Raw genomic sequence first — 4,162 nt, 5'->3', positions numbered from 1 at the left:
CGCTTCTACCCAGTCATCGGGCCCGCATCCAGTGCGATTTCGGGCCCGATGACTGGGTAGAAGCGCACCATGGCTGGGCACGGGAGCCGGCCCGGAACTGGTGCCCCCATCCAGCTCGGGTGCAAGACTGATCGCCTACCCCAAGCCCGGGAGCCCGAGCCCAGGAGGAGTCCTATGAACCCGCACGTTCTGGTCGGTGGTGGACTGACGACGGCCCGCGCGGCGGAGGCGCTGCGCAAGGAGGGATACCGCGGCGATCTCGTGGTCGTCACCAGCGAGCCCCATCATCCGTACGAGCGCCCGCCGCTGAGCAAGGACTACCTGCGCGGCGAGGCGGAGCGCGACGCCGTCTTCCCGCTGGACGAGACCTGGTACCGCGAGCACGAGGTCACCGTCCGGACCAACGAGACCGTGGTCGGGCTGAACCCCGACGAGCACACGCTGACCCTGTCCGACGGCACGACGCTCCCCTTCGCCAAGCTGCTCCTCGCGCCCGGGTCGACGCCGCGCCCGCTCGACGTCACGGGCACCGATCTCGCGGGTGTGCACTACCTGCGCACGATCGACGACTCCGACCGCATCTCCAGCATGCTGCTCGAGGCTTCGCTGGAGGGCGTGGGCCGGGTCGCCGTCGTCGGCGACGGCTGGATCGGGCTCGAGGTCGCGGCGTCGGCCCGGACCCTCGGGCTGGACGTCACGGTCGTGGGCCGCGGGACGCATCCCCTGGGTCGCGTCCTGGGACCGGAGATGGGCGACTTCTACGCCGGGGTCCACGTCGAGCACGGCGTGCGCCTCCTGCGTCGGACGTCGGTCTCGGGGTTCCAGGGCGCGGAGGGCCGGGTCACCGGGGTCGACCTGTCGGACGGGACGCGCATCGGCGCCGACGTCGTCGTCATCGGCGTCGGCGCGACCCCGAACATCGGGCTCGCCGACGTCGCCGGCCTGGACCTGCGGGCCGCCTCGGAGGGCGGCGGCATCGTGGTCGACGGCACGCTCGCGACCTCGCACCCGGACATCTTCGCCGCGGGCGACGTGGCCAGCATCCCCTCGCCGCACTACGGGCGACCGCTGCGGGTGGAGCACTGGGCCACGGCGCAGCGGACCGGCGCGCACGCCGGCCGGGCGATGCTCGGCGCCGCCGACCCGTTCGACCGGCTGCCGTACTTCTACAGCGACCAGTACGACGTCGGCATGGAGTACACCGGTTGGGTGGACGTGCCCGGCGGGTACGACGACGTGGTGGTCTCCGGCGACCTGAGCGCTCGCGAGTTCGTGGCGTTCTGGCTGCTCGACGGGCAGGTCGTGGCCGGGATGGCCGTGAACGTGTGGGAACAGATGGACCGTGTGGAGGAACTGATCAGGTCTCGGAGGAAGGTTCCGCGCGAGGAGCTGGACGCCTTCGTGAGCTGAGGCGCGGTGGGACGATCGCGGGGTGCCGCCACTCCGCCGGGTCCTGCTGCTCGCCACCGCGTCCGCGCTCGTCCTCGCCGGGTGCACCCCGGGGCCGCCGGACGAGGTCGAGTCGGCCGCGGAGGCGGTGCGCGCTCTGCCCGGCGTCGCCGACGTGGCGGTGACCAGGACGTTCGGGCCTGAGCCCGTCCAGGGCAACTTCGGGCAGCGGAGCGAGACGAGGCCGAGCACCGTGCAGGTCGAGGTAGTCCTGGCGAGGGCGCTCGACCCGGAAGAGGCGGGCGAGGCCGCCGGCTCGGCCCATCGGCTCCTGACGAGTGCGGCGAGGGACGTGGACGAACGCGAGAACGTCACCGTGGCGTCGGACTTCGTCGGGTCCGGACTTCGTGTCGGTGCCGGGCCGGACACCGCGGCCGACGCCCTGGTCAACGCCGTCGAGGACGGTTACGACCTGCTCGCGGCAGGAGCCACGACCGTCGGCCTCGCGCTGGGCGAGGGCAACGGCTCCGACCCGATCGCCGCGACCGCGCACGTGGCCGCGGCCGCTCCGGGCGACCTGGTCGACGTCGCCGAGGCGGCCGACGAGCTGGACCGCCGGGCCGAGCTGGAGGCCCCCGGCGCCCGCTACCGGTCCGCGGGCAGCGTGCCCGACGTCGACACGGTCCGGCTGCTGGTCGCCGCGGCCGGCCGGCCGGGTGTCCAGGACGCCACCTACCTCGCCCAGGAACGACGGCTCACGCTCCAGACCGATGCCGAGTCAGGCGCCCAGAGCCTTGCTGACCTGCGACGTTGGCTCGAGGCGCAGGACTTCGCCACGGCGGACGCCCCGTTGGCCTACACCGTCCTGGACGCCGGGTACGCCGAGACGACCGGCTGGGTGTCCGGCGCGGAGCCCGCTCCGTCGTCCCCCGAGCCGGCCGGGGGCGCGACCCCCTGGCCCGACGACGCCGCCCCCGACTGCACGGGGCCGGACCTGGACGTCACGCTCGGCGTCGTCGACTCGGCGGCGGGCACGCGGGGTGTCTCGGTCCGGGCCCGCAACGTGTCGGGCCGGCCGTGCGCCGTCCAGGGCGTACCCGACCTCGGCTTCGAGAACGCGGCCGGGCAGCCCCAACAGGACGTCACGGTCCAGCCGGCCGAGCCCGGCCTGGTGCCCGCCCGCGTGGTGGTGCCCGACGGCGAGGCCGTGCTCGCCCTGCTGCTCTGGCACACCATGTCGACGGCCAACGACCCGGACACCACCACGACGGTCCAGGTCACCCCGGTCCCGGGCGCCGGCCCGGTGCCGCTCGACGCGACGACGGACGGGACGCCGGCGACGGGGCTCGACGTCCTCGACGGCGCGGAGGTCCGCGTGGGCCCCTGGACGCGGGGCGACTAGCGCCCTCAGGCCTCGCACGCCTCCTGCAGCGCACGGTCGAGCCGGGCGGCCGTGGGCTCGCCCCCACCCACGGCGATCGTTCCTCGCAGCGGCATGGGGAGCTCACGCTCCACGCCGAGCACGCGGACGGCGAGCTCCGCGTTCTCGTACATCCTCCAGCCGTCGGCAGTCGGGAGGTCACCCTGCGGATCGACGATCCACATGGTCGCCTCACGGTCGGGCGGGATGACTATTCGGTCCGAGGTCTGCGAGCGGTCCGGCGCCCCGTCCGCGGGACTGCTCAGGGGCTGGAAGTCGTCCAGGGCGTCGTCGGCCATCGGCTCGAACCGGAACACGTCCGGATCGGTGCTGATCACGGTGACCGGCCATCGGGAAGCGTTCCGCACCGACTGCACCAGCACCACGTCCTCGTCGGTACCGAACATCGCCCACAGGTCTTCCCCGGGAACGCAGTCGGGGAGGGTCGCACCCGCCCCGCTGTTGCCCCACGAACCCGGCTCCACCACGGCCGTCCGAGCCGCGACCTGCCAGGCCGCGACCCCAGCGACCAGCGCCAGCGCCACGCAGGCACCCACGATCCGGACGACCCGCCGTCCGCGGGGCCGCCCGCCCTGCACGGCCTCGGCCGGCTCCACCCCTGCGCCGCTGGTCATGGCCGGACAGTAGGGGCGGACCGCACCGGCAGTCCACAAAAACGCCCTCAGGCGCGGCACGCCTCCTGCAGCGCCGCACCGAGCTGGTCGCCGTCCTTGCCACCGCCGACGTAGAGCGTGCCGGGAAGCTGGACCGAGGACTCGCGCTCCACACCGAGCGTCCGCAGCGTCACGGGCACCTCGCTGAACTCGTACCAGACAGTGGTGGAGTCCTGGATGCTGTGGCGCTGCGGGTCCACGATCCACATCGTGACCTCACCCCCCGGCGGGAGGACGACCTGGCCGGAGGCATCGGCGGGTGGGGCGCCGTCGGCGGACGAGACGCCCGCCGGACCGTCGCTCAGCGCCTCGAACCGGTAGACCTCCGGGTCGGAGCTGGTCACCGTGACCGGCCACCGTGACGGGTTGCGCACCGTCTGCCCCACGAGCACGTCGTCGGTGGTGCCATACACGGCGAGGGCCATCCGGGGCAGACAGTCCGGGAATTCCATGCCTCCGCTCAGGGTGACGCCTTCCGCCACGATCCGAGTGCTGCGGGCCGCGTACTGCCAGACGCCGGTGCCGGCGACCAACGCCACCACCACGACGGCCGCGCCCACGATCCAGGCGGTCCGACGGGATCGCCGCCGTCCCGACGCTCCGACAACCTCGACCCCACCCGTGTCCACCATCCGCACAGGATAGGGGCGGAAGCACGGAGCCGGCCGGGCGACAGGCC

Annotated in this window: 4 protein-coding genes; 2 read left to right on the top strand and 2 right to left on the bottom strand. The window is 73.6% G+C overall.

Translation table 11 applies throughout. The annotated features are described in order from the left end of the window. Nucleotides 1-174: 174 nt before the first annotated feature. Complete coding sequence (locus tag ACFWEJ_RS27670) at nucleotides 175-1,410, top strand: NAD(P)/FAD-dependent oxidoreductase (RefSeq protein WP_377232378.1); 1,236 nt, start codon at nucleotides 175-177, stop codon at nucleotides 1,408-1,410. 22 nt (nucleotides 1,411-1,432) lie between these two features. Continuing rightward, complete coding sequence (locus tag ACFWEJ_RS27665) at nucleotides 1,433-2,791, top strand: DUF4232 domain-containing protein (protein ID WP_377232377.1); 1,359 nt, start codon at nucleotides 1,433-1,435, stop codon at nucleotides 2,789-2,791. Between the two features lie 5 nt (nucleotides 2,792-2,796). On the opposite strand, the gene ACFWEJ_RS27660 is transcribed toward ACFWEJ_RS27665, so the two are convergent. Both ACFWEJ_RS27660 and ACFWEJ_RS27655 read right to left on the bottom strand, forming a co-directional pair. Further along, nucleotides 2,797-3,444 (bottom strand): hypothetical protein, encoded by a 648-nt coding sequence (locus ACFWEJ_RS27660; protein ID WP_377232376.1) that lies wholly within the window; start codon nucleotides 3,442-3,444, stop codon nucleotides 2,797-2,799. Nucleotides 3,445-3,491: 47 nt separating this feature from the next. Then, nucleotides 3,492-4,115, bottom strand: a complete 624-nt coding sequence (locus ACFWEJ_RS27655; protein WP_377232375.1) for a hypothetical protein — start codon at nucleotides 4,113-4,115, stop codon at nucleotides 3,492-3,494. Between the last annotated feature and the right edge of the window lie 47 nt (nucleotides 4,116-4,162).

The sequence above is a fragment of the Promicromonospora sp. NPDC060204 genome (assembly GCF_042728455.1).
In the GTDB taxonomy this organism is placed as follows: Bacteria; Actinomycetota; Actinomycetes; order Actinomycetales; family Cellulomonadaceae; genus Promicromonospora.
Note: the sequence above shows the minus strand (reverse complement) of the source record. Positions and strands in the feature narration are given on the sequence as shown.

Coding starts and splice junctions, on each gene's coding strand:
- ACFWEJ_RS27670 (WP_377232378.1), top strand. CDS start 175: ATGAACCCGCACGTTCTGGTCGGTGGTGGACTGACGACGGCCCGCGCG.
- ACFWEJ_RS27660 (WP_377232376.1), bottom strand. CDS start 3,444: ATGACCAGCGGCGCAGGGGTGGAGCCGGCCGAGGCCGTGCAGGGCGGG.
- ACFWEJ_RS27655 (WP_377232375.1), bottom strand. CDS start 4,115: ATGGTGGACACGGGTGGGGTCGAGGTTGTCGGAGCGTCGGGACGGCGG.